The following is a 24,133-nucleotide window of genomic DNA, read 5'->3' on the forward strand; positions in this document are numbered from 1 at the left end:
TCCATTTTATATAAAAGACTTGGCTGATGCCAAGTCTTAATCCTTAATAAATGGTTACAATTCCATTTCAATTTTCACCTTAAGCCCTTTCCCCGGGGCTGTGTGAATTTGAAGCTTTCCATTTAATGCTTTGACTCGTTCTCTAATTCCCGAAAGCCCCATGCTCATTGTGTGCTGATCAAGATGACTTGCATCAAAACCGACTCCATCATCCTCATAGTGAAGAACAACCTGATCTTTAATACAAATCAGCATCACTAACACTTGAGTGGCTTTAGAGTGCTTCAGGGCGTTGGATAACAACTCCTGAACAATTCGGTAAATATTCAGCTGTGAATCAATATCAATGTCCAATTCTTTATCAAAGCGTGTCGTATTCAGCCTAATATGAAACGGTGCTTCCTCCTGAATTTGAGAAGTCAGCTTCGATATCGCCTTTACTAAACCTAAATCATACAGCAGCTGAGGCCGAAGCTCATGACACGTTTCTCTCGTCGTTTGAATCACTTTGGACATTTGATCATTCCATGAGATAAGCGAATTTTCAATAGATGTCGGGCATTGGTTATTTTGGAAATTCGTTAAAAACATTTCCGACTGCCTTTTTAGTGATATCAAGTCCTGCAGCACGGAATCATGAAGATCTCTCGCTAAATCTGAACGCTGCTTTTCTTCCATAGCAAACATGATTTTCTTCAGCCAGGCAGGATTGGCCTCGCGCTGTTTCAAATCGTCAAGATGCTCCATCAACTCTTCGATCTTGACGACATTTTCTAAACTGACACTTGTATAAAAGGCCAATGTTTTCAGCCAAGAAATCTCATCACGCGACAATTTCGGTGTCCGTAAATTAGATAAACAGCAAATCACAAAAGAGTGACCGCCCCGCTCACCAATTTTCATCATGAATCCTTTATCAAGCGCAATGATTTTTCCAACTTCACCTAAAATATCTTGAAATTGATCCACATACTCTTTCCATAGCTGGCTTTCTTCTATTGATTCATCAATTTCAACAATTTGTCCATCTGCCTTCACTTCAAGCACAAAGGCTTTGTTCACAACAAGTACTTCTAAGATGGTGTATTTTAAATGATACAATACTTGATGGAGTGATGACGCCTCACGAATGAGCTGTGTAAATTTAAATACACTATCCTGATAATTATGCTTCTCTGAAAAACGCTTCAATCGAAAACGGAAATCTAGAATTTCTTTGAAATAAAAAACAGCCAGCATGAGAGTATAAGTGATTAATGCGAGCTTCAGTGTGTACTTCAAATCTTCTGGTTTTTGCAGAATGTAAAACGTGACTACAACGAAAATGGTTGGTGTAATGGCTAGAAAGCCATAGTATCTCAGTCTACTAATTAGAAAATCCATATTGTAAAGTTTGTTCGTCATAAATTGGTACACGAGTGAAAAAGGAATTAACAAAACGATAGACGTCAGGATAAAAGGATCAATCAAATACTTATCAAAAAATACATAGGGAATAACGAAAAATAAAATAAATGGACTGAACGACAAAACATTTATAATAGCAAAAAACTTTAAAACTGAACCATGTGCTGTTTTTTTATATCTCTTCATGCCTCTGACTATTAAATAAAGTGCTACTAAAACTGTTCCGAAAAAAAACAGCAAACTGATGCTTGGAACATATTTTCTCAATTCAGATGACACCGAAACTCCACTATGTACTGCAAGATTAAAAATAGGTATTAAGTATAAGCACCTGATTAGTTTTGGGTTCGTTAAGTGCACATCAAATTCTTTGAAGTATTGATAGATAAAATGAATATATAAGATGGATACACTCGATAAACACAATAAGAGAACATAATGGCTAAATCTATCACCAATTCCTGAAGTACCTGCACTCAGATATCCAACACAAATTGACAATAAGAATAAAATTAATAAAAATGCAGATTTTCGTTGCGGCTCTTTGTTGATTTTAATAATAAAAAAGATACAGAATAAGCATATTGAATATAGAAGAAGAGGGATTAAATAGATAAATAAGCTTTCTCGACCAATCAATGTTTTATTTTTAAGTGATATAATTTGGTTTCCTCTTTGAATATCAATTCTTTGTACATTTCTAAGCTTACCATTAATCATATGATCTTGAATTAAATTAGATTGTCCGTTTATTTTTAAAATAATATCTCCTTCTTTTAACCCTGACGAATAAGCTAAAGAAAGATATTCAACGTCAACAACTTCCGTTTGACCATTTTCATTCTTTTCTACACGTGCACCATTAAAAATATCAAATACATAGATATATGAAATATAGATCACAAATAAAAAAGACAAAAACACAAGAAATGTGGACAATTTTGTATAGGTAAGCTTCATGTTTAAAACATCCTTAAGAAAAGATCATTAAATAATCATACAGGTTGGATCTTAAAATTAATACTCCCAGATGTATTTCGCACTCATGTATCCTTTTTCTACACCTTTTATAATGGCTGCGGTTGTTTGTGCATCTGCATGAATTAAACTTGCATTTCCAGATTTCAATTCATCGATCACAACTGGGTTCTTCATTAGATGTGCAATGATATTTTGAATGTTCAATCATTGCCCTCCTTTGTCATAAATGCATATAATTGTTCCTTCTTCGTTTTAGGTAAATCAAGTTGTTCAATTCCTCGCTTCATTTTTAACAGCATAATCTCTCTCATCGATACCATGTACTGAGTCAAACCAGCTTCAAGTAATTTCTGCTTCAGTTGAAACGGCTTTTGCTCTGACTCATCCAGCCGGTTAGAAAAGAAGGAAAGAAGCTCTTGACTGGCATCGTTAAAACGTCTTTGTAAATAACTGAATGCCAGCGTTTGTTTTTTTTGAAAATCTCCGTTTGATTTTGAAAATAACGCAAAAAAATCGTTACTGATCTGTTCAGCAACACCATAATATATCGAATAAGATTCCACAGTGGCGTTTATTTTTCCTGTCGCTAAATAAACACCCAGTACGCTAGAAAGAGCTGTTAAAGAACCTGATTTTCTCCTTAAAACCTCTACACACTCTTCTTCTGTTCCATGCAAATGACGCAAATCCTCGTGCTGCCCTTCCATTGACATTTTGATGAAATGGAACAATTTCTCTATTAGTTGAGAATTATTTTCACATATTGATGTGATGAATTGGATACTCACCGTATACAAATACGTAGATGCATTGATGGCCACTCCTTGGTCGACGTTCATCCAAGGATACGAATCATTGTCCTGATCTTCAATATCATCTAATATATCGGCAGATAAAATGAGAAGTTCAATCCCTGCTGCCAGTTTTGAAATCGCTTGCTTGTCTTGTCCGCCAAATGCCTCATAATGCTGGTAAGCCAATTGACCAAGAGGAAATTCTTTTTTTCTATCTGTAAATTTCAGAAGCAGCTTTTGTAAATCATTCTGCCTGACTGCATGTTGAATAAAATCAGACATATTCTGCTTGATTTTTGTATTCTCTAGATAGTTTAGCATACTCGATCTTGTACCTCACCCTTTCGTCTTTTATTTTACTAAAAAGACATGAGCAAATGTCCACTGACATCGCTATTTAACAATTATATAATAATATATCCTTTTTTTGTATGTATTTGGATAAAAAAAAAGACTTGATGATTATCAAGTCTTTAAGAAATTTTCACATATTCATATTTGTCGTATTGATCAATGCTTTTGTTAATGTTATGAAGAGAAGCCGTTGTTTCTCTGATTTCGTTTTCAAGTTTCCATAATAATTGTTTAAGCTCTTCGATTTCATACTTTTCCATCGATTCCACTCTCCTTTTTTGGAAGATCAATGTATTTGTGTATGGTGATTGGGTCATAAGTATTTGATCTGTTACTAACAGTGTAAATGTAATTGAGTATTTTTTCACCGAAAAGTATGCACAAAACGTGTGCGCGATACCGCAAAATTCAATAGGTCTTTTTTCATCATTTTCTGACTTTTCAAATCATACTTTTATCTCAATTTCAAAGGAATTGCGTCATTTTTGCGACAGGAATAGGCATCATTCGTCACACTTCCCTCCCAACAGAACGTACGATCCCCTCTATATCTTCGGTTTTGCGTGTCATAGGTCAGACGACAGACGCTATTGTGGACACCGCAATTTTTTGGCGACATTCACCGAAATTGACCGCAAAAGTACCTATTTTTATGCTGGAATTACAAAGATAGAAAGATCATTTTGATTCTTTATTCTGATTTTCTACATACATTTAGAACAGATATCCGTCCAATTTCACGCCAATGAGAGAAGAGGTGACCATGTGTTTTACTATGTACCTTATCCTGCTTTGCAGGTTCCCGCAATGAGCAACGCATACCCGCCGCGCACGCCAATGACTTTTCCTCCAGTTGATGCCCACTCATTTCAACGAGCCGCAAAGGAATCAGCCCGTCTCGTTGCTGATGCTTCACTCATCACGCAGCAAATTTCCAGCTCTCTTCCGTTTGCGCAGCGCATCATGGAGGCTGCTGAGCGATCTGATTCGACAAGTGTCATCCGAATGCTGAAGCAAATCGGGGTAAAAAGCGGTATTGATATCCGCTTTAGTCCAGAAGGCATTCGAATCTACTTGTCTCTTGCCTCCAGCAGACTTTTCCTTCTTTTACAGTGGGCATGACAAAGAAAAAGCCGCTCTCACACGAGCGGCTTTTCTTAAGATTCAAACATTTTATGGCACCATTCAATGGCTTCTATATAACAGCCATAGGCTTCCTGTTTCGGGAGATTTCCATCAAACATTTCATCATCCCATTCGTTTCGTTCAATACGTTTGGCCACACCTAGCACAAAAGAATAATCATTTTCATAGCCAAGCAGTGCCTCGCCAACTTCATCAGAAAGCGGCAGCTCCTTCACAAGTTCTGTGATATCTGCCCTGACAAGTGTATCAATGAGAGAAAACATGCCTGTCAGCATATAAGAGGCAGGGTGCTCTCGTTCAGTCCGATAAGCAATCAGTTCACACGTTTTGGCACGAATGAATGACATTTTGATAATTTCTTTTTGGCTTGAGTTAGCTTGGACATTCAGTTCTTTAAATGAAAGGATAAAGATCCAGCGCCGAATTTCATTAAATCCAAGCAGGATAATCGCCTGCCGGATACTCTTAATTTGATATAGACGTCTCATGCCGCCTGAATTCAGCATTTTTAATAATTGATATGATAGCGAAAGGTCACTTTCAATAAAATGGGTCACGGTCTGGATATTCGGCTGGTCCTTGCTTAACTCATTTAAAAGCTGATGGTACGCATGGAAGCTGGTCGATAATGCTCGTCCTGATATCACATGCGGCTCACTAAAGAAATACCCTTGAAACAGGTGAAAACCCGCTTCTAGCGCTTCTTCATATTCTCTTCTCGTTTCTACTTTTTCTGCTAGAAATCGAAGGCGATACTTTTTATACGTATTCAGAATAGCTCTTCGTTCTTGCGTTGTTGTTTTCAGAAAGTCAATTTTTAAAATATCAATGCAATAGAGGAGTTCCTCAAGCAGCTTGTCACTATAATGTGTTCCGTTTAGGAAGAAATCATCGAGTGCAATCGTATATCCCCATTTTTTTAACTGCTTACATCTCATAATAAGTGCCGGGGTAATCGGTACATTTTCTAATATCTCGATCACAAGCTGATGCGGATCAAAATAGGTGAGCAGATCAGATGAAAGCAAGCTTTCGGTGAAATTAATGTAGCATCGTTTTCCTTCTGTCAGTGTTTCGATGCCGATATTTAGAAAACTGTTGATAATGAGGTCCGTTGTCGCTTGATCACCGTCTTCAGCGCTATATGTATTGGTTTCACTATCTCTATAAAGCAGCTCATATGATACGACTTGTTCTTTTCTGTTAAAAATAGGCTGTCTCGCAACAAACACCCTCAACTGCTCCAATCCTCCTTTATGCCATGACAAACAAGATGTGCTTTCAGTATACCAAATGATTGCGCTTTTAGTTCATTTTCAATCGGTCAAAATTAAAAAAAGAGACCATCTGGCTTGATGATCTCCCTTTCTTCTAATCATTCGCTTTCATAAAGCTCTTTTTTGATTTTATTTTTCACATCATGGATAAACTGCATTTTATTATCCCAGCATTTTTGACTCAAATCGACTGGATATTCTTCTGGTTTGCTGATTCGTTTGTATTCCTCCCAGAAGAGTCCAAGACTGTCCTGCACGTAGGCTTGAATCGTTTGAATATCTGGATTGTCATAGACAAGTTTACCTTGTTCAAAAATCGGTACGTGAAGATCTTTCGCCACAAAGTTTGTCACGAATTTACTAATAAATGTATGCACGGGATGGAACATTTTTAGTTTATCCTCACTATGAACATCTTCCTCTTCAAGCGCAATGTAGTCACCTTCAGAATGATGATTCAATTGATTGATAATGCGGTACACCCGTTTACGGCCAGGTGTTGTCACTTTCTCTGGGTTGGATGAAATTTTGATGGTATCATTCATTTTACCGTTTTCTTCAATGGACACCAGCTTATACACTGCACCGAGAGCTGGCTGATCGAATGCTGTGATCAGTTTTGTCCCAACACCCCACACATCAATTTTGGCGCCCTGTGCCTTTAAATTCATAATGGTGTGTTCATCAAGATCGCTTGATGCAATGACTTTTGCATCATGGAATCCTGCTTCATCCAGCATTGTTCTAGCTTTTTTAGACAAGTATGCAAGGTCCCCGCTATCAAGTCTGACACCGATGAAGTTGATTTTGTCTCCAAATTCTTTCGCTACCTTAATCGCATTCGGAATACCTGATCTGACAGTATCATACGTATCGACTAAAAAGACACAGTCTGTATGTGTTTCAGCATATTTTTTAAATGCTGTATATTCATCGCGGTATGCTTGTACAAGTGCGTGAGCATGTGTTCCTGATACAGGGATGTTAAAGCGTTTCCCAGCACGAACATTACTTGTTGCCTGGAAGCCGCCGATGAGTGCCGCTCTTGCTCCCCACATCGCCGCATCCATTTCATGTGCCCGTCTTGTTCCGAATTCTAATGCTGTCTCATCTTCAATGATTCCTTTAATCCGAGCCGCTTTTGTTGCAATCAGCGTCTGGAAATTCACGATATTAAGCAATGCTGTTTCAATTAACTGGGCTTCAACAAGCGTTGCCTCGATGCGCATAATCGGTTCATTCGCAAAGACAATTTCCCCTTCTCGCATTGAATGAAGTGTACCTGTAAAGGACAATCCGCTTAAATAGTCAATGAAATCGCTTTTATAACCAAGTTCATCTTTTAAATACGCGAGATCGCTTTCAGTGAAGGAAAAGTCCGATAAATATTCAATCGCTTTCTCTAAGCCAGCAAATACAGCGAAGCCATTGTCAAATGGAAGCTTTCTAAAGAAGAGTTCAAAGACTGCCTTCTTCTCATGTATGCCGTCTCTCCAATACGTTTCTGCCATGTTAATTTGATAAAGATCTGTATGTAGTGATAAACTGTCGTCATTAAACCGATGCTCCAACTTCCATTCTCCTTCCCTTACTTAACCACTTTCGCACCAAGCGACTGCTCAAAGTGAGAAAGTGCCCACTCGTGCCCCGCTTCATTAAAACTCGCCACAGCATTTTGGTGAATCACAAGTTCAAAGCCTTTATTGTACGCATCAACAGCTGTATGAAGTACACAAATATCGGTACATACGCCGGCTAAGTGAAGTTCCGTGATGCCGCGCTCGCGCAGTTTCATTTCTAATTGAGTGCCTGCAAAAGCAGAGTATCTTGTTTTTTCCATATAGTAGACATGTTTTAAATGTTTTGACGTGTGAAATAGTGAACTTAGTTGTCCATAAAGTTCAATACCCTCTGTTCCGCGAATATTATGGGGCGGAAATAACTTTGTCTCTGGATGATAAGGGTCCTCTTCTTCATGATGATCGACAGCAAAGACGACAAAGTGGCCTTCATCAATAAATGAAGAAGTGATCTCTGTGATCTTAGACTCAATCGCCTGTCCAGGCTTTCCGCATGTCAGTTTTCCATCGTCTGCAACAAAATCAACTGTATAATCAATACAAATCAACGCTTTGCCCATCCGCATCTCTCCCATATGCTCTTTTGAATCATTATAGCTTATTCATTTCACTAGGGAAACCTATTCAACAGATTCGTGAGAAAAAGCTTTTTGAAACAGCTCATCTTTTAGATAGATGTGCTCTTGATTGACCGCACTTGGCATCTCTATGACAAGACCAAATGGAGAGTGCGCTTCATGATGATTCACCACTTTAAACGAACATCCAGCGGCATTTGCCATTTTGACATATTGAGAATAGGAAGCATAGGACAATTCACCATTTAAAAGAACTGTGGCCTGGCGATTGGCCTTCAATACTTGCTCCACCTCATGATACGGTTTATTTCTTGATACCTGTCCCTTTGTCAGGGCGAGAAGCGCTCGTTCCCTTAATGAACCAAGAAACATCCTTCGTTCATCGGGTTTTGTTTCAGCATGTCCAAATATCCCCTGCTGCAAATAAAAGTCTACGGATTCTTCTTTCATCGCTGTTTTCACTCCTGGTTTCTAAATTTACATTTCTGTGACCCAGTGCACAATCTTGAGTGCGAGGTCACGGGCTTCGTCTGTTTCTACTCTTTCCATTAAAGATTGTTCAAGCGTATGGATGAGCTGCTCTTTTTCGTCCTCATACGCAATGGAAATACTCCATTCAATGTCAGGTACGGCTACAAGCGTTTTATATTCTTTTTTATTTTCATGTAAATATACATTGTAGGTCTTTGGTTGTCCGCTTGTGATGTGTGCTTTTCTAATTTTCATTTGACTCTGTTCACACCTCTTTTTTTTCTTACATCCATATCCATTGTACCATAAAAAAAGACAGCTTCTGAAAAGGAATTCCCTTTCAAAGCTGGCTACGCATTAAAGCTTTTTTGCTGGCTGATCAGGTCTATATCCCACACAAAAGTGACATTTGGACTGTTAAAAAATTGGACAAGATCTCCTGCATTATAAGTCCCTGAACCACCGGCAGAGTGATCGACACTTTTTGGCGAAATGGCAAAAACATCACCGAAATGTGCTGCCCCATTTCCGTACACACGATCAATATGAATAGGCCCAACAATCGCTGGCATCTTTCCACCACCTTTTCTTTCCTCATCATATGCCCAGCCTAAAAATACGTGTATGAAAAATAAAAAAGACAGCTGATCTGTAATCATCAGCTGTCTTTCTATGCGTTAAATGATTGAGGCTGGCCAAACAATGTGAAGTCCCAAAGCATTGTCGCATTCGGATCACTTGTAAGTGACATATAATCACCTGAATTAAAGGCTCCCGCTCCGCCAGTAGAGTGGTCTACAGCCAAAGGGGCAATGGCCAGGACATCACCGAAAGTAGCTGCACCGTTTCCTCCTAATGACTCGATATGAATAGGTCCAACGATTGCAGGCATCAGAATCTCCCCCTATCTGCTTATCTCAATCATCTTATGCAAAAAGGGAAAAGGTGTGCATCTGTCCTAGACGTTTAAATGCTGTTCCTTACGAGATCGCTGACGCAGCTGCACCAATCTGACAATATTCAAGGTGATGGCTTTGAGCAGTGCATAAACAGGAACCGCAAAGATCATACCAAGGATCCCGCCAAAGCTTCCTGCCCCAATTAATAAAAGGATAATGGTCAAAGGATGTGTGTTGAGGCGTTTCCCAATAATCAATGGAGAAATAACATTTCCATCAATTTGCTGAACGACAAGAATGACAATGACTGTCACCACCGCTTTTCCAGGCGAATCAAGAAACGCAATAAGCACAGCTGGTGCCGCGCCAAGATATGGCCCAAGGTAAGGAATCACATTTGTGACCGCAATGATAATACCGAGAATGAGCGCATATTTCACACCAATTAATAAGTACCCGATAAAACAAGCCACTCCAACAAATAAACAGACAACAATCTGCCCTTGTATGTAAGCCGCAAGCGTATCGTTTAATTCTTTAAAGATTTTCAATCCTTCTTTACGGTAAGGCATTGGCAAAAATTGAACAAGCTTGTCCGGAAACTTATGTCCGTCTTTCAACATATAAAACAAAATGAACGGAACTGTGATTACAGCTAAAGCAATATTGGCAATCACGCCAAACACAGCAGACATACTTGAAGCAATATTTTCCGGCAAATCTTTTAATGTCGAAACAATTGTCTGTTCAAACTTCGAGACGGAGACATAATCTTGGTTCATCATCCAAGTAAATGTTTTAGAATGCGAGAAGTCATTCATAAATTTCTGCATATCCGTCACATAACCAGGGAAGCTTTTGACAAGTCCACCGACCTGCGTGACAATAATCGGTCCCGCAGCATTCACAATGAACGTGATGAGTCCGATGAACAAAAGATAAATGATCAGGATAGCCAGTGTCCTAGGAATTTTCTTGGACAAAAATCGAACAATTGGATTAAAGATGAAAAAGAGAATTCCAGCCAGTAAGATGGGAACAAACAAGGTTGAAGCAAATAAAATAATCGGCTGAAATAAAAACGAAACCTTTGTTGATACATAAACAATGAGTAAAACAAGTAATATTTGGAATGTCCAGAAATGAACTTTAGATTTTAACAAAGATGCTCCTCCTGTTACGTATTGATCTTATTAAAAAACTACTATTCAACCCACCTTCTGTCAACTGCTTCTTGTTTTAGAACCTTATTTTTTGTAAAAAAAAGAACAATTGGTATATCATGCACTTTTTCCAGATATACATTCTGTAAGCATGAAAAAAGCAGACACCTTTGCGTCTGCTTGCTACACTCTTTCACTGTGATCAGGCATCACCGATACAATTTGCTGGATCCGCACATAAAAAACTGATTTCGCCCCCGCCTCAATGACAATATGATCCGGCATGACTTCTTTTAATTTTCCACGCACCGTATCTTTCACTGTTTGAACAATTAATCTCATACCGATTACTTTCTGCAATGTTTGATAAACATATGGATCAACTAATGAAACAAGCTGTGGACTTCCTTGTTGTGCCATCCTACCTGCCCCTTTACTTGTGTATTTACCCACAGCGTATGCAATGACCCATGTGAATGTCACTCAGGGCAAACCTACAACATAAATACCATATTTTAACATTTTATGTTATTTTACATCTTTTGGAAGTATAATAGATTGGTGCTGCCAACAACTTAAATCATTTGAAGAGGTGAATGATCTTGAAAAAACTCATCTGTCTCGCTGCTGTCATGCTCTTTTTTTCCTTTGCAAGTTATGCGTATGCAGGATCAATTGGAGATGAACCTGGGACACCGGGGAAGTGGTTTAAAGGAGAAGCGCCAGTTCAAAAAGACGAGTCAAAACCGCCACTTGTTTTTGTTCACGGCATTAACAGCTCCTCCTCCACATGGTTCGACCGAAACGACATGGCAAAGCAAGCTGTTCTGAACGGATACGAAAGCGCATTCATAGATTTGTATCCAGATCAGGATACGAAAAAGAATGGCAAACTATTAGCAGAAAAGCTAAAAGAAATCTATGATGTGTTCGGTCGAAAACTCATTGTGATTGGTCATAGTAAAGGCGGGGTGGATACACAGTCCGCACTCGTGTATCACAATGCCCATCCATATGTAGAGAAGGTCATCACACTTGGCTCCCCTCATTACGGGACGCCGCTTGCAGATTTAGCGTATAGCAAGGGCGGAAGCTGGCTCGCGGAAATTCTTGGACAAAAAAGCGATGCGCTCTATTCTTTGCAAACGGGGCTCATGGCGGCTTTTCGAAGTGAAACCGACAAGCTGGAGAAGTTTCCTCAAAAATACATCACTTATTCGGGATCGGAATGGGGCACATTTGGCGGGGTGCTGTACTTAGGCGGCATGTATTTAAAGAGCTTTGGTGCAAACGATGGCGCCGTCACGGTAAGCAGCACAAGACTATCATATGCAAACAATATTTTAACAGGGAAATGGGATCACAACTCCATTAAAAACGGCACAAGCATGTTCCCTGTGTTCCAGCATCAGCTGCTGGCAAATGCCGCAAGCACTGGAAGTGAAAATATAGAGAGCCCGAACTCTACTGAGCTGAATACAGATGTTTATGTGAAAGGCGGAGAAAGTGAAAAGGATAAAACAGAAGCGTTCTATGTAGAGGAAGGAACGAATGGCTTATCGATTCAGTGGTTAAATGAAAGGCAGGAGGCGCGGCCGGAAATCATCGCCCCAAATGGAGACGTCTTAACAAATCTGAAGACATCGGAAGCATCTTTCCCATATGAAGGCGCATTTTCGCACCATGTGCAAATCAATAAACCCGTTCCTGGAAAATGGACAATTCGATCAAATTCAGAAAAAATGACTCCTTATTTGCTGCTCGTATCCTTTGATTCACCACTAAATGAAGAAATCAAAGCAGAAGCAGCGAAATCAGGGGATGATGCATCAACCCATTCAAGCGGTCTGATTAAACGATTAAGCAAGAAAGTAGAAACCTTTTACTTTAAGGATGCCCAAAAAGATCATCCTCTCAAAACAACTGCTTCATCAGCTGTTCAATTGAAAAAAGAAGGTGCTTATTCTGTCACGGTTCATTACACTGGACTCACTGCATCAGGTACATCAGCATTTAACCGTACCGTTATTCGCACATTGTATGTCGATCAGCATGGAAATATTCATGGTGACATTCCATACTAAACAGAGCGTTTCATGGGCTGAAGTGCCTGTTGCACTTTCTGATCCAATTCCGTGATTTTTTTCATTGCAAGTGATTCGTCTATTTGTCTGTAATGGTGATGCCCGCCAGGCTCTTCATCCATTTCATCTGCTTTCTTAACGATTTGCTGGAGTGTGTCCTTATGAAGGTCGCCCTCTGGCAAATATGAATCCGTATGAAGCAGAATTGCAAGCGCAATATCTTTGGCTGCCTTTGGTTCCTCACCGAGGCGTATGAGCAGTTTGTGAGCACGCTCTGCACCTTTAATGGCATGAATATCATTCCGTCTATATGTCTCGTAATCCCATTCTCCGCCAGCTGTATACCATTCATAGTGGCCGATGTCATGCAAGAGGGCTGCTTTCACAGCGAGATCTGGATTAATCCCAGCCTGCACCGCCAGTTTGAATGCGTGATAAGCACAAGCAATCGCATGGGCTTTACCTGAACGATTTAAATATTTTTGAGCGACTGGATGGGTGTAAACATCCATTAATGTAACCTTTCTCATGGAAACCCCTCCTTATCTATATTTTTAGCATCCTAACATATTCTGAAAAGAAACTCAAATGTTCTGTTATATTTTCTATGAGTCTCAAAAATAGCTTATGTCAAATGAGCTGTTTTTGCTTGTACAATACGAAAAAAGCAGTCGTTATGACTGCTTTTTCACATACTCACGTGCATCGTAGACACATCCGCCAGTTGGATCATCTCCTAAAAGATCGAGCAAAATACCTGCGACTTCATCTGGACTCTTCAGTGTGCCTGTTTCATATAATTGCTGAAAACGGTCTATTTGTTCAAAGTCTTGTTTTGATGACTTCCGAATTTCCCCCTGCATATCTGTATCAATCGTGCCGGGTGAAAAGGAAAACGTGTTGATCGGATGCGCCTCGTCCTGCTGTTCCTCATGAAAAGTCCTCATAAACATATCGAGTCCTGCCTTTGAACTGCAATACGCACTCCAGCCTTTGTATGGGTTTTTCGCCGCTCCAGAAGAGAGATGAACGATCGTTTTCTTTCCGTTAAAAGATTGAGTCTGTTTGGCAAACACATGGCTCAGCAAAACAGGAATGACAAGATTCAACTTGTAATGCTGATGAAGCGTATCCTGTCCGCCTTGTCCAACGCGTTTGATAGGTGTAACCATTCCTGCGTTATTGACGAATAAGATGTCATCAGCATCTACCAGAGTTTGCGGCATGAGACTATGTTGAAGCCATTTGGCCGCTGCTTCTTCATCCGTCAGATCGACCTGAGTATGTGTGAGCTTTGGATGGGATATCGGCGATGCACTTCTTGCTGCTGTGTACACATGATCCCCGCGTGAAAGCAGCCTGTTCACAAGTGCTAGGCCAAAACCTTTTGATCCGCCTGTAACGATTGAAATTCGAATGACAATCTCCTCCCTTGATATCACTATTTTACGTAGTGAAACGGTGGGACATCAAGCAATCTGCATAAAGAAAAGCCTGCCTCTTTTAAAAGAGACAGACTATTTCTTTTCAGCCTTCGCATTCACCTTTGGAATCAGGATAATCATCACGACGAGACCAAGGGCTATCAAGAAACCAAAGATAATCGGAAGCAGTGCTGATGTCTGCTTCTCATGTTCATCCTCAGAAGGTGCTGATACAGCCGAATCACTAAAAGAGATATTCTTCTCTTTCATCATGTGAGCTGGTGTTTTGGGTGGGTTCTCTTTTAGATCACTGAAAAGCTGCGGAGAAAGAGATCCACCCGGGGCTTTAGGCGGTTCAGCAAAATGAATGTCTGTTTTGACCTTTGACGTTGTTTTACTTTGTTCATATTTCGTTTGATCCCTCAATATACTCGAGTTAATATTGAGCTCCTTTTCCTGATATTCATTCGGCTTGACATTCGTATCCGTATCTTCACCAGCAGCAAAAGCGGCAGGGATGAGCAGAAAAAGGGAAACGGCAGCGAGTGCCGCCCCTTTCACGAATAGATTAAGCTTCATGAGTCACATCACGTTCCTCTGTTTTATCTTTCCATAGCTTTTTCACAAGCGGTACGACCATGAAAAGGACAGTTAAAATCACTAACCCTATGACGCCCATTCCAAAGGTGTCTCCATTTCCATATTGGATCGACAGGTACACGTCTGTCACTGGATTGGTAAAGTGGAAATTCGGCATCACCAAATCAATTAACGGTGCGACAAAGAAGAAAATAAGCGCCGTTGCTGCCATCCATCCGGCAATGGAACCGAAAAGGAAGGCCGTGCGAATAAAGGCAGAGCACGCCACTAATAACAAAATGGTGAAGATCGACCATTGAATGGCTTGATCATCTGCAAGTTTGTAAATGTTCAGTCCAAACAAACTGATCATGAGTCCGACTAATAGATTCAAGATGCCAAACAGTGCACCTTTGACCAGCATCGGAGCTGACGCATAATACGAGCTGAAAAAGCCAATTAACAAACTGCTGATCATCACAATGACCAAAATGACGACCGGCGGTACAGTCTGCGTTTTTTCTTCCGGCACATCGCCGCTGATTTTCAGCGGATTGGCTAAATGGTTATACACATAGTTGCTGTTGCCTTGATCACTTAATGTATTTCCTAAAATACCCTTTAAATCTTGCTGAACAAGTTTTGTAGAGTCGACATTCTTGCTCCAGTTTTCATTCAGCGTATCTGCTTTTTCTTGTACTGTTGTGACACTCTCTTCAATGTTATTCGTATAATCCGCCACCCCTTTTTGGCGGTCGGTTAACGAACTCATATTTTCAGAAAGACGAAGCACTTCCTGACCAATTGAATCCTGTGCACTGACAACAATTGAACTGCCTGCAAGGTCTGCTGTATATACCGCATCTCCTTGATCAGCCATTTGCTCAGCTACATTGTCCGCACTTTCAGCAATTGTCTGTAATTCCTGTTCCATGCTTGCCTGCTGAGTCGTGATGTACTCTGCATAACCATCTGAAAACTTCTGCATCTCATCAATAAAAGTAGACACATCATCGTTTGATGTCAGCATCTGGTTTTTGAGCTTATCCCAGTTTTCTGTTTCTTCTTTTTTGATGGAGAGGATGGATTGGATTTCTTCTCCTTTAGTGTCATATAGAGAAGAGTTATTAGATGGTTGATAGACATTTGCAATCATCAGCTCTAGCTGAGAGAGTTGATTTGAATAGTCCATTAATTTTTTAGTTCTTGTTGATTTCGTTTCAAATTTTTTCTCAAAAAGATTATCGCTAAAGACATTACTAATCGGTGAATTTCTGCGCTTCAGCTCTTTTACTTTGCTGACAATGGATGATTCCTGATTTTTGATTTCATTTGGAATGACATTATATCGATCTTGTAACGATAGAATCATCTTTTCAAGTTTATCTACTTTTTTCGTCAGACTCTCAAGCTCTTTACTCATTTGACTCACTTTATCTTTCAATTCGTCATTATGAGCAGCAGCTTTTTCTTGAATTTTCTCTTTCACTTCATCTAAGCGAGTTGAGAGTGCTTTTAGGTCATCCTGCGATGAATTCTTACTACTGGTATCTGGCTGAGCAGGATTTTCACCGCTTTCACCTTGTTCCCCATCTTCAGTCGAAGGCGGTGTTTCCGGTTCTCCTAATTGATCCGCAAGCTCATTCATCTCTATTGAAATTTGTGAGAGTTCATTTGTTTCTTCATCTAAGTTAATCCCAATCTCTTCTGGGTTTTCATTATCTTGGTCTGATGGCCCGTCATCATCAGAATCAACTGGCGGTTCCGACTCGTCCATTAACTCTTGCCTTTTTGCTAATAGCTTTGTCTGCAGGGCTGATATTTTATTTCGATAATCTTCTAAGTAACGCTCTTCATACTTTTTAATCAGTTCTTCCTGAGACGTCTTCACAAGTTCCGTTAATCCCGTTGATTGCTTAGGAATAGCCTCTTCTCTCGACTTTTGAACAGATTGGATAGCGCTGTCAGTTGTTTTCAGCTGACTTTGTACCCCGTTGATGTCTGTTTTGAGTCCGCCCATTTGATCACTAAAGCTGCGGGCATTTTGGTTTTGAATGTCAGCGAGCTGCTTAAGCCCTTGCTGAATTTGCTTTTGGTTTGTTGATTGCGCTTTGATCAAGAGATCCTTTTGTTTGTCTTGATACTGCTGGTATTGATCGACTACTTTCACAAAGTCCTTTAACTGGTTCTTTGCTTCTTCTGTTGTACTCAAGCCGTCTTTATATTGTTTCTGTGAATCGGCCATTGCATTTTTTAATTCTTCTATTTGTTTCTTCTGCTGCTGTACGGCATCTGATAATTTGTTCGAGTTCGGTTTATAGAAGTTGTACATCGTATTTTGGAATTCGACTTCTTTGCCGACAATATGCTCAAACTCTTCTCTCACATTGCCAATTTCCTGTGATACAAAACTCCAGTATAGCGTTGACATCTGTTCATTCATTTTCTTTTGCGCATTTTCCAGCTCTCTTTGCACTTTCTCTTTATTGACTGCATTGAGCTGATCTTGAATCGAAAATTGAATGGATGCCTTTTCCGGATGGTCTTTATCATAGCTCAGCACATTTTTAGAGAAGTCAGACGGAATATAAAGGACAGCGTCATACTTTCTGTTTTTCAGTCCATTTTCCGCCGCGCTGCGATTCACTACAGTCCATGTATAATCAGGACGCTCTGACAATGCTGCCACAACATCCTGTCCGAAACGAGCCGTGTTTTCACTTTCACTCGCCCCCATATCCTCATTGACCACCGCAATATTTCGTGTGGCATTCTTCTTCTGTTTTGCCGGATCATCTCCAATCAGGTGGAAAAATAAAACCGGCAGCACAAGAATTAATATCATGGTGGATATGATTTTGATGGAGCTTTTTTGCTGCTCTGTCATTGAACACTCTTCCTTTCTACCGCACATAAAGGAACCTGGATTTTCTTCTCTTTCCCGTTTTCAACCAAATAGCCGAAGCCTGGCTGAATGTCTGGTTCTTGTCTTGCATACGGAAGCGGTATGATGTTTTGCTCTGATTTTTTCATGAGTAACATGGCATGACGAACTTGTTTGATTTCGTTTGTGAGTGCATCATAACCCTTACTGAACTCGGTATGATTCCCTGATGCAATCAGGCTGAAGCCTAAGTGCGCATATGACTTCATGAAATCAGCCAATTGATCTTGAAGACGCGGATCGATCGTCTGCTGAAAACGCGTAATGCCATCAATCACAAGCACAATTTGAGGAAATGACAGCTGATCGGTCTCCCCTCGGCGTACAGCTTCGACATACATCTCTTCCCGCACCTTGAATAAGCGGTCCATTTCTTCTGCCCATTCCGTGATATCATCCTTTGTTTCAAGGTAATCAATGTTCTCTTCTTTTGCATAATGGGATAGACCTCGATCAATCGAATCAAAGACAGCCAGTTTTTCAGGCTTTGCCACTAAAAGCTGATCAAGCATTAGCTTTGTCACATTTGTTTTCCCGCGCTGCGTTTGACCGATGATGAGGCAATGTTTATTCTTTTTCAAGTCAAAATAAACAGGTGCCACAGATTCCTCATCTAATCCGACTGGAATGTCATAAGGCGGTTTTTGTTCATCTAAACGACTCTCAAGCTCCCAAACTGTCAGCTTATCAGGAAGCATCGGCACAGGCTTTGGTTTTTCGGCTGCTTCAAAGCGGTCATGAAGAAGCTGTATCTCTTGTTTCAGATGCTCAAACAATTCTAGATCGTTCTCTCCTTCAACTGGCAGAAACATTTGCGCAAAATAAAGCTCTTCTTTGTTGATAATCACTCGTCCTGGGATCGGCTCTAAACTGAATTTCGGTCTGCCAATAATCGAGTACGCCTCTCCTTGATCCATTAAGTAATGGACAATCTTAGTTTTCAGATTGTTCATCAGCGATTGACGCACTGCATTTACCCGAGTAGCTGTAATCAAGAAGTATATACCTAGTGATTGTCCGTCACGGCTCAGCTGAATAAATTCAGATTCGAGATCATGCATTTCGTCTTTGACAATGTCAAAGTTATCAATCACGATAAAAATGAACGGAAGCTTTTTCTCATTTAAGGCATTGTACATTTTGATATGACTCATTTCTTGCTGTCTGAATAACCGCTTGCGATATTCAACCTCTTCCCGCAGACGCTTCATTGATTTTTGAATCTTTCTCATCTGATCCATTAAGAAATAATCCGCCGTATGTGGCAGTTTGGCTAACGGAAGCAATGTTCCGTTTCCGAAATCATAAATATATGCGTGCCATTCTTCAGGTGAATACCTCTCCGCAAAGCTCATCAATAGTGTTGTAGCAGCAAGTGATTTGCCGTAGCCGGAGGAACCAAAGATGCCAATGTTCCCATCTTCCATCATTTGATAAGAAAGTGGATGCTGGCTTTGCTGATCTGGTTCATCGACAAGCGCAAAATGGAAGACATGCTCTTCACTCGACGCATACCGTGTTTTTGGAATCCGCTCTTCAAGCGGTGGAAGCCATGGACTTGGCAGCTTCTCAATTCCAAGCTCTTGCTGCATACGTTCAATTTCATCCACAACAGCAGAAATTTCCGTCACTGTCTCTTTTTTCACTGCTGGCTCTGTGCTTACTCCTGATAACGGAATAAGACCAGTATCAGTCACAATGGCAATATCATCTTCTGACCCGTAGCCATCTTCCATATATGGTGCACCGCTCCAAGCTGATTGGAACAATTCATAAATTTCATTATTGCCCACTTGTAAATAGCCGCGGCCTGTGACGGTAATGGACGCTGCATCACTATTTTTCAAAATTTCCTTACTGTCTGACGCATCTTGCACTTTGAGTGCGACCTTAAAGCGGGAGTTACTCCAAATCTGGTCATCAATGACCCCGCCTGGCTTTTGGGTAGCTAAGATAAGATGGACCCCGAGGCTTCGGCCGATACGTGCAGCACTGACAAGCTCCCTAATAAAGTCTGGCTCTTCACTTTTTAATTCAGCAAACTCATCAGAGATTAAGAACAAGTGAGGCATTGCCTGCTCAGCCTTTTTCTCCTTATAGAGCTTCGTATAATCATTGATGTGATTCACATGATAATGATCAAACAGCCGCTGTCTTTTCTTCAATTCACTTTTAATTGAGGCAAGCGCTCTTTCACTAAAGTTCTTACTGCCTTCAATATTGGTGATCGTTCCAAGTAAATGAGGAATATTTCGGAACGGCTGCGCCATTCCGCCTCCTTTGTAGTCAATCAACAGGAAAGCAACTTCGTGCGGGTGAAAATGTACAGCGAGCGATAAAATATACGTCTGTAAAAATTCACTTTTCCCTGATCCCGTTGTTCCCGCCAATAGTCCGTGCGGGCCGTGTGCTTTTTCATGCAAGTTCAGATCGACAATGTCGTTTTTCCCTTTATAACCGATTGGCACTGATAATGATTTGGCCGTTTCTGAAGTCAGCCATTTTTCACGAATGCCAATGTCATCTACCTGTTTGGCATGGAAAAGATCAAGGAATGAGACCGTCTCAGGAATCGAATTGGTCATACCGACTTGATGATCTAATGTTCTCAGGGTTCTGGCAAACAGTTCATTGTCCCCGCGCTGATGTGTATCAAGCTGAAACGGAATTCTTACTGCCTTCTTGTGCTGAATGAGAATATCTCCTTCTTCTTCGTTAATATAACGGACAAGCGTCGAAATATTTTCAGCTAAACTTTCCTTTGTTTCTGCTGCAAAGATGATGGAAATGCCAAGATCTGTCCGGCTGCCTTCTAAGTATTCTAAAATCACATGCTCGGCAATGAGCTCATGATTTGTCACGATGAACACAAAATGAGGCGTAAAGATTTTCTTCTCTTTTTCTTCTTCTAAATCACGCTCACGTAAAATTTCATAGATTGAGGACAACAGCTGATCGCGTGTTTGTTCGTTGTAAATAAACCCTTTGCCATATGTATGAGGCAGCTGGAAGTGCGGAAGCCATTTCATCCATTCCCAGTTCTCATACTCCTGCTCATGAAAGATAAAGACAAATCTCAAATCGTGATAGCTGTGCGAGAAAGCAAGCTGCCCGACAAGCTGATGAAGCTCATTTTTCACAATCGCAGGCTTCCCAATTAATCCTGTTGGACCATCCGCAAGACCGAATGTAATCGGGACATTCTTCACTTCACGATATACTTTTTGCATGTGCTGCGTTTGTTCCATTAAGTCATCAACATCCCGGTTGGCCATATCGCCGCCGCTCATCGATAATTCATAGCTTGATGGAACTGCGCCCGTTCCAAGACGCAGATGCAAGAAGTCGTCACTCACAAGCGTCTTTTCCCAAATGCGGCCGCTGATTTCTGATGTTAAATATTTCATTTGTTCAAATGACGGATAATGATACGTCAAAATATATTGCTGGCGGTCATACAGCTCCTGCAGCTCTTTCCGCTTATTTTCTAAATAAAGAGAATAGACTCGCTGCCGCTTCTCTTCTCGTCTTTTGCGCTGTGATTTTTCTTTAAAGTATTGAACGGACGATGTAATTAACGTCATGATAAACATCGCCATCGACACGACAATAAAGATTCCGCGCGGCTGGATAAGGGCGACAATCCCCATCACAAGGAGCATGACAAGCGGCGGAAGGACAACAAGCCAAAGCCCTCTGCTGTTATTTTCACTCTCCTGCGAAGGAAAGCTAAAGGATACCCGGTCATCTGGTAAATCATAAATCAAACGCGGTGTACGTCTGTATGAAGGGTATTTTTGTTTTGTTTCTGTGCTTGGCGGTCTTGTTTTTTCCAAGCGTGTTTGAAAAGGTTCGTAAGCTGTCACCTGTAATAAATCATCATCTATAAATGTCACCGTCAGAAAGTTCCAGAACAGCTCATCTCCGGCATAAACCTTCTCTGGACCGTTGATTTTCTTTCCGTTCACGTAAATCGTCTCGTCCTGAGGCATGACATACCATGTTCCTTCGATTTTCTCTAAAGTGAACTGGCTGGCATCTTGAAACATGGAATGAGCTTGTTCTTTCCACACATCGACCTCATCTTTCTCATCACGTGAAAAAGATAGCTCAACTCTATTTCCTAGGTAATAAATATGCTGATCATGATGTGCATCCATTAAAATAAATGTGAGTGAACCAAGCTGATATGGTTCATGTGGAAGTAATTTGCCTTTCTTCTCATTCCCCTGATAAATAGTAAAACCATCATTCGGTTCATCAGGAGATAAACGAATTGTCCCTTCATCAAATGAAAGTGAAGGGATTGTCACCGTATGCTCTATTTCAGGTCCAATCAGAGCTTCTCGATTGAACTGCTCATCTAAACGGACGGTTTGATAATCCTCCTCATAAAAAACCCAAAGAAGACTCAAACGCTCCACCTCCTCATCGGACAGCACCAACTGTCAGTTGTATCGAAAGAATTATTTTTTCTCATCTTTTTTTGTCTGAGAGGTTTTCTTTTTCGCTTCAGATTCTTTCTCTTTTTTCTCTTGATCGGCTTTTGACTGCTCTTTTTGTTCAGCTGTTTCATCTGTTTGGCTTGCGCCCGAGGAGTCACTTGTGCTTGTCTCGGTTGTTTCTTTTTCTTCATATTTCGCCATTTCTTTAATGATTGGATCTAGTTGTTTTTGTTTTTCATCAGCAGAAAGGCTGTCATCGTTTTGAATTTCATTGCGGTAGGCGACGAGTGCCGTGAATATGTACCTGTCGTCTCCAAGCACCCGTGCAATATCAAGTGCTTCCTTGCTATTGCCTTGTCCAATATGAATCCAGAATAGGAAGTATTGCGGATCTGTCTGTAATGTGTACGTTTCTGTGATTTCTTTTTTATGCTGATCAAGTAAGAGGCTGCCTTGATTCGTTTGTACATACGAAATGGCCAGTTCATATTGAAGAGAGACTGGCATTTTATTGGCTGGATATTTCTCTAACGTATCCACCACTTGACTGTACTGCTTGTTGAGATAATATTTGTTTGCCTCGACGTATGCTTCTTGTTTTGGCATGGCAAAAAAGAAGGTGTAAATGGTGTACACCAATGCAGGGATTAATAGGACAAGCAGACCTAGTCCGATGTATCGCTCAATCTTCCATTTCTTTTTAGGGATGGTTAATAGCGTTTTTTCTTTCGTATCGATTGCTTTGATCTTTTGCTCAATCAAAGCTGACAATTCTTCCAGCGACTTCGTTTCACTAATTTCTTTTGCCAGCTCAGATAATTTCAACGTTTCATTGTAAGCCACATATTCTTGAAATTGATATTCATGGTCAACCACTCGAAGAACGACGGCCTTGACCTCTTTTAACAGGCGATGTTCATCAGTTTCATATGGCGGGATGCTTTCTTTGACTCCATAATGCAAAAATGCAGGAGCTAAGCCTTGATGAAAAACAATGTTTTCAGGAGAAACAATAGGATGCAGCCGTTTCACGTCGTGTTTAAGAACTGCATCGACAAGCTGGTACGAAAAAATCCATTTGCTTTTTTCATCCTTTGCATGGATGAAACGAAATTCCTGATAGGCAGGAGGCGGTTGAATAGAAATGATGACCTCATCTTCAGTTAATTGAATCTCTTTCTGAAATGAAGGGTTGATGTCTTTGATCGGTGCCGCTTCTAAACCGTCTAAGAGTTTAATTGTCTCTTTTTGAAAAATAAAGGTATAGGTGCCTCCCTCTTTTTTCATGACTGCTTCTAATTGTTCTTCTAAATAGGAACTCTTTTTATCTGCCATTTACAAAAGTCCTTTCATAGTATTTCCAGCCTGTCTCCTGTGGTAATCCCGCAGTCTGACAGCTTATATTCGCCTGAAAACACAGCTTTCTTATTGACTACTCGCACCCATCCGCCTTCCCGCTTTGGAAGCGAGATTTGTTTTGCCTGCCAGGCGATATGGATGACTTGTTTAATATGTAAATAATTTGATAGTCTCAAATCAAACACACTGCCATCATAATTTTTTAAGTCGATGGTAATATCGATATACACAAATTTCCACCTCACAAAATAGAAAGAGCGCCGGCATCCATTGACAGACTCGGCGCTGTTTCTGCTTTTCACACTTAGAAAGGAAATCCCCTTGATTAGCCGCGGATTTGGCTTGCGATGTCTTGGTCAGTGCTTTCAAGTGTATTTGCCGTTTGATCAAGCTGATTGCTGACATCTGTTAATAGATCAGACATTTTGATAAATGAAGGCTTAAGCTGTTCGTATTGATCAGCAAATGCTTCACTAGAAGCACCTTCCCACATTCCTTTTAAATCAGAGATCATTCTATTTAGACGATCAACTTGGTTTAACACTTCTTGACTTTCAACACCATATTGCTTAGCGGTCGCTCTTAGTTCTTCTGGGGTTACGCGAATAATTCCTGACATATTCCTCATTACCTCCCGTGCATAGCCGC

23 protein-coding genes are annotated in these 24,133 nt (G+C 40.5%); 2 read left to right on the forward strand and 21 right to left on the reverse strand.

Annotated elements, in window-relative coordinates; translation table 11 throughout:
- Positions 1 to 54: 54 nt before the first annotated feature.
- From NST59_RS14790 to degQ, 4 genes are all read right to left on the reverse strand, one after another.
- A complete protein-coding gene (locus NST59_RS14790; RefSeq protein WP_047203311.1) occupies positions 55 to 2,367 on the reverse strand; it encodes an ATP-binding protein in 2,313 nt (770 codons plus the stop codon).
- Positions 2,368 to 2,424: 57 nt separating this feature from the next.
- Entirely contained in the window at positions 2,425 to 2,592 is a 168-nt protein-coding gene (locus NST59_RS14795) for a competence pheromone ComX (protein ID WP_080696376.1), read from the reverse strand.
- On the reverse strand, positions 2,589 to 3,503 hold the full coding sequence (locus tag NST59_RS14800; protein WP_126682268.1) for a polyprenyl synthetase family protein: 915 nt from the start codon (positions 3,501 to 3,503) through the stop codon (positions 2,589 to 2,591). The genes NST59_RS14795 and NST59_RS14800 overlap by 4 nt, the downstream gene beginning before the upstream one ends.
- Before the next feature lie 152 nt (positions 3,504 to 3,655).
- On the reverse strand, positions 3,656 to 3,796 hold the full coding sequence (degQ, locus tag NST59_RS14805; RefSeq protein WP_003213123.1) for a degradation enzyme regulation protein DegQ: 141 nt from the start codon (positions 3,794 to 3,796) through the stop codon (positions 3,656 to 3,658).
- Between the two features lie 505 nt (positions 3,797 to 4,301).
- Here degQ and NST59_RS14810 point away from each other — a divergent pair.
- On the forward strand, positions 4,302 to 4,658 hold the full coding sequence (locus NST59_RS14810; RefSeq protein ID WP_052773115.1) for a hypothetical protein: 357 nt from the start codon (positions 4,302 to 4,304) through the stop codon (positions 4,656 to 4,658).
- Positions 4,659 to 4,693: 35 nt separating this feature from the next.
- On the opposite strand, the gene NST59_RS14815 is transcribed toward NST59_RS14810, so the two are convergent.
- The 9 genes from NST59_RS14815 to NST59_RS14855 form a co-directional block, all read right to left on the reverse strand.
- Positions 4,694 to 5,920: an EAL and HDOD domain-containing protein gene (locus tag NST59_RS14815; RefSeq protein ID WP_047203313.1), complete on the reverse strand. Its 1,227-nt coding sequence runs from the start codon at positions 5,918 to 5,920 to the stop codon at positions 4,694 to 4,696.
- A gap of 137 nt (positions 5,921 to 6,057) precedes the next feature.
- A complete protein-coding gene (locus NST59_RS14820; protein WP_024423327.1) occupies positions 6,058 to 7,530 on the reverse strand; it encodes a nicotinate phosphoribosyltransferase in 1,473 nt (490 codons plus the stop codon).
- A gap of 17 nt (positions 7,531 to 7,547) precedes the next feature.
- Positions 7,548 to 8,099: a cysteine hydrolase family protein gene (locus NST59_RS14825; RefSeq protein WP_024425949.1), complete on the reverse strand. Its 552-nt coding sequence runs from the start codon at positions 8,097 to 8,099 to the stop codon at positions 7,548 to 7,550.
- A 60-nt stretch (positions 8,100 to 8,159) separates the two neighbouring features.
- Positions 8,160 to 8,567, reverse strand: coding sequence for a YueI family protein (locus NST59_RS14830; RefSeq protein WP_126682270.1), 408 nt, complete (start codon positions 8,565 to 8,567; stop codon positions 8,160 to 8,162).
- A gap of 27 nt (positions 8,568 to 8,594) precedes the next feature.
- A complete protein-coding gene (locus NST59_RS14835) occupies positions 8,595 to 8,843 on the reverse strand; it encodes a YueH family protein (protein WP_024423330.1) in 249 nt (82 codons plus the stop codon).
- Positions 8,844 to 8,938: 95 nt separating this feature from the next.
- Positions 8,939 to 9,160, reverse strand: a complete 222-nt coding sequence (locus NST59_RS14840; RefSeq protein WP_107163176.1) for a spore germination protein — start codon at positions 9,158 to 9,160, stop codon at positions 8,939 to 8,941.
- A 98-nt stretch (positions 9,161 to 9,258) separates the two neighbouring features.
- Positions 9,259 to 9,480, reverse strand: coding sequence for a spore germination protein (locus tag NST59_RS14845; RefSeq protein WP_003213446.1), 222 nt, complete (start codon positions 9,478 to 9,480; stop codon positions 9,259 to 9,261).
- A 66-nt stretch (positions 9,481 to 9,546) separates the two neighbouring features.
- On the reverse strand, positions 9,547 to 10,650 hold the full coding sequence (locus NST59_RS14850; RefSeq protein WP_041088455.1) for an AI-2E family transporter: 1,104 nt from the start codon (positions 10,648 to 10,650) through the stop codon (positions 9,547 to 9,549).
- A 183-nt stretch (positions 10,651 to 10,833) separates the two neighbouring features.
- Positions 10,834 to 11,070, reverse strand: a complete 237-nt coding sequence (locus NST59_RS14855) for a YuzF family protein (RefSeq protein WP_024423334.1) — start codon at positions 11,068 to 11,070, stop codon at positions 10,834 to 10,836.
- Positions 11,071 to 11,246: 176 nt separating this feature from the next.
- Here NST59_RS14855 and NST59_RS14860 point away from each other — a divergent pair, with 176 nt between their 5' ends.
- On the forward strand, positions 11,247 to 12,734 hold the full coding sequence (locus NST59_RS14860) for an esterase/lipase family protein (RefSeq protein ID WP_235354773.1): 1,488 nt from the start codon (positions 11,247 to 11,249) through the stop codon (positions 12,732 to 12,734).
- Here NST59_RS14860 and NST59_RS14865 read toward each other — a convergent pair.
- From NST59_RS14865 to NST59_RS14900, 8 genes are all read right to left on the reverse strand, one after another.
- Positions 12,731 to 13,264, reverse strand: a complete 534-nt coding sequence (locus tag NST59_RS14865; protein ID WP_024423336.1) for an HD domain-containing protein — start codon at positions 13,262 to 13,264, stop codon at positions 12,731 to 12,733. The genes NST59_RS14860 and NST59_RS14865 overlap by 4 nt on opposite strands.
- A gap of 144 nt (positions 13,265 to 13,408) precedes the next feature.
- Positions 13,409 to 14,152: a (S)-benzoin forming benzil reductase gene (locus NST59_RS14870; RefSeq protein ID WP_341041026.1), complete on the reverse strand. Its 744-nt coding sequence runs from the start codon at positions 14,150 to 14,152 to the stop codon at positions 13,409 to 13,411.
- Between the two features lie 99 nt (positions 14,153 to 14,251).
- Positions 14,252 to 14,737, reverse strand: a complete 486-nt coding sequence (gene essA / locus NST59_RS14875) for a type VII secretion protein EssA (RefSeq protein WP_341040791.1) — start codon at positions 14,735 to 14,737, stop codon at positions 14,252 to 14,254.
- Entirely contained in the window at positions 14,727 to 17,624 is a 2,898-nt protein-coding gene (esaA, locus tag NST59_RS14880) for a type VII secretion protein EsaA (RefSeq protein WP_341040792.1), read from the reverse strand. Before esaA ends, essA begins: the two co-directional genes overlap by 11 nt.
- Complete coding sequence (gene essC, locus NST59_RS14885; RefSeq protein WP_341040794.1) at positions 17,621 to 22,096, reverse strand: type VII secretion protein EssC; 4,476 nt, start codon at positions 22,094 to 22,096, stop codon at positions 17,621 to 17,623. The genes esaA and essC overlap by 4 nt, the downstream gene beginning before the upstream one ends.
- Before the next feature lie 51 nt (positions 22,097 to 22,147).
- Complete coding sequence (gene essB / locus NST59_RS14890) at positions 22,148 to 23,461, reverse strand: type VII secretion protein EssB (RefSeq protein ID WP_268465242.1); 1,314 nt, start codon at positions 23,459 to 23,461, stop codon at positions 22,148 to 22,150.
- Positions 23,462 to 23,475: 14 nt separating this feature from the next.
- Complete coding sequence (locus NST59_RS14895; RefSeq protein ID WP_003213579.1) at positions 23,476 to 23,715, reverse strand: EsaB/YukD family protein; 240 nt, start codon at positions 23,713 to 23,715, stop codon at positions 23,476 to 23,478.
- Positions 23,716 to 23,810: 95 nt separating this feature from the next.
- Positions 23,811 to 24,104, reverse strand: a complete 294-nt coding sequence (locus NST59_RS14900) for a WXG100 family type VII secretion target (RefSeq protein WP_003213769.1) — start codon at positions 24,102 to 24,104, stop codon at positions 23,811 to 23,813.
- Positions 24,105 to 24,133 lie beyond the last annotated feature (29 nt).

Source organism: Bacillus sp. FSL R5-0439, assembly GCF_038008805.1.
Taxonomy (GTDB): Bacteria; Bacillota; Bacilli; order Bacillales; family Bacillaceae; genus Bacillus; species Bacillus safensis.

Bases quoted from the DNA above. Each gene is read 5' to 3' on its own strand.
- NST59_RS14790 (WP_047203311.1), bottom strand. From the start codon at position 2,367: ATGAAGCTTACCTATACAAAATTGTCCACATTTCTTGTGTTTTTGTCT.
- NST59_RS14800 (WP_126682268.1), bottom strand. From the start codon at position 3,503: ATGCTAAACTATCTAGAGAATACAAAAATCAAGCAGAATATGTCTGAT.
- degQ (WP_003213123.1), bottom strand. From the start codon at position 3,796: ATGGAAAAGTATGAAATCGAAGAGCTTAAACAATTATTATGGAAACTT.
- NST59_RS14825 (WP_024425949.1), bottom strand. From the start codon at position 8,099: ATGGGCAAAGCGTTGATTTGTATTGATTATACAGTTGATTTTGTTGCA.
- NST59_RS14830 (WP_126682270.1), bottom strand. From the start codon at position 8,567: ATGAAAGAAGAATCCGTAGACTTTTATTTGCAGCAGGGGATATTTGGA.
- NST59_RS14835 (WP_024423330.1), bottom strand. From the start codon at position 8,843: ATGAAAATTAGAAAAGCACACATCACAAGCGGACAACCAAAGACCTAC.
- NST59_RS14840 (WP_107163176.1), bottom strand. From the start codon at position 9,160: ATGCCAGCGATTGTTGGGCCTATTCATATTGATCGTGTGTACGGAAAT.
- NST59_RS14845 (WP_003213446.1), bottom strand. From the start codon at position 9,480: ATGCCTGCAATCGTTGGACCTATTCATATCGAGTCATTAGGAGGAAAC.
- NST59_RS14855 (WP_024423334.1), bottom strand. From the start codon at position 11,070: ATGGCACAACAAGGAAGTCCACAGCTTGTTTCATTAGTTGATCCATAT.
- NST59_RS14860 (WP_235354773.1), top strand. From the start codon at position 11,247: ATGATCTTGAAAAAACTCATCTGTCTCGCTGCTGTCATGCTCTTTTTT.
- NST59_RS14865 (WP_024423336.1), bottom strand. From the start codon at position 13,264: ATGAGAAAGGTTACATTAATGGATGTTTACACCCATCCAGTCGCTCAA.
- essA (WP_341040791.1), bottom strand. From the start codon at position 14,737: ATGAAGCTTAATCTATTCGTGAAAGGGGCGGCACTCGCTGCCGTTTCC.
- esaA (WP_341040792.1), bottom strand. From the start codon at position 17,624: ATGACAGAGCAGCAAAAAAGCTCCATCAAAATCATATCCACCATGATA.
- essB (WP_268465242.1), bottom strand. From the start codon at position 23,461: ATGGCAGATAAAAAGAGTTCCTATTTAGAAGAACAATTAGAAGCAGTC.
- NST59_RS14900 (WP_003213769.1), bottom strand. From the start codon at position 24,104: ATGTCAGGAATTATTCGCGTAACCCCAGAAGAACTAAGAGCGACCGCT.